The sequence below is a fragment of the Thioclava arctica genome, from assembly GCF_040892615.1.
Classification (GTDB): Bacteria; Pseudomonadota; Alphaproteobacteria; order Rhodobacterales; family Rhodobacteraceae; genus Thioclava; species Thioclava arctica.
This window is the reverse complement of record NZ_JBFRYC010000049.1, coordinates 1-673: the sequence shown is the minus strand read 5'-3', so window position 1 is coordinate 673 and position 673 is coordinate 1. Positions and strand designations below refer to the sequence as shown.

The following is a 673-nucleotide window of genomic DNA, read 5'->3' as shown; positions in this document are numbered from 1 at the left end:
ACCTGACGATCTGGTTGACGCCATCGAACAGCGCCGAGACGCGCAAGACTACTGGGCACCGAGGTCGGATGGCGAGCGCACGGGGTATCAGATCATCGATCTTTTTATGTCGTAGCCGGAGATACAGGGCGCTTTCAGCGAGGAATAGTGCGTTTCATAGTAGAACGCGCCCCACTGACGATGCGCCCGATCCTGCGCACGCTGTAGTCATGCTGCGATGCGCCCGCCAATTGCCAGCACCACCACCTGTTTCGCCGCAATTAAGGGCCACCACCTCACATTCCCGGGCTGTTTTCCGCATCATCCGGCTCATCTTTGGCGCCACCATTCATAGCAGTGGCCGCGCGCTTTAACATGCCTGCAAGATTGAAGACGAGGCGCTGAACCGGGGTGCGTGACATCGGTGCCGTTTCGATAATTTTCTGGAGGAATTTTGGCGCGCGCTCGAAATTCTTCGAATGATCGCTGTCGAGCAGATCGCCGCTCTCTGCCTGTGCAACGAGGTCGGTGATCGTCTCAAGGGCGCTGTCCATCTCGTTCTCGCGCTCAGTCACCGCGCGTTCCCTTTGCGTGAGGGCGGAATCCTGACGTGCTGCGGCCTCCCGGCGCGCCTCAAGCGCTTCTTGCTCCATTTCAATCTGTTTTGCCTTCTGGCTCTGTGCCTGTTCCTTTT

Annotated in this window: 1 protein-coding gene; it reads right to left on the bottom strand. The window is 58.2% G+C overall.

Annotated elements, in window-relative coordinates; all coding sequences use genetic code 11:
- Positions 1-275 precede the first annotated feature (275 nt).
- The coding region (locus AB4874_RS19870) for a hypothetical protein (RefSeq protein ID WP_368393314.1) at positions 276-673 on the bottom strand (398 nt) is incomplete at its 5' end.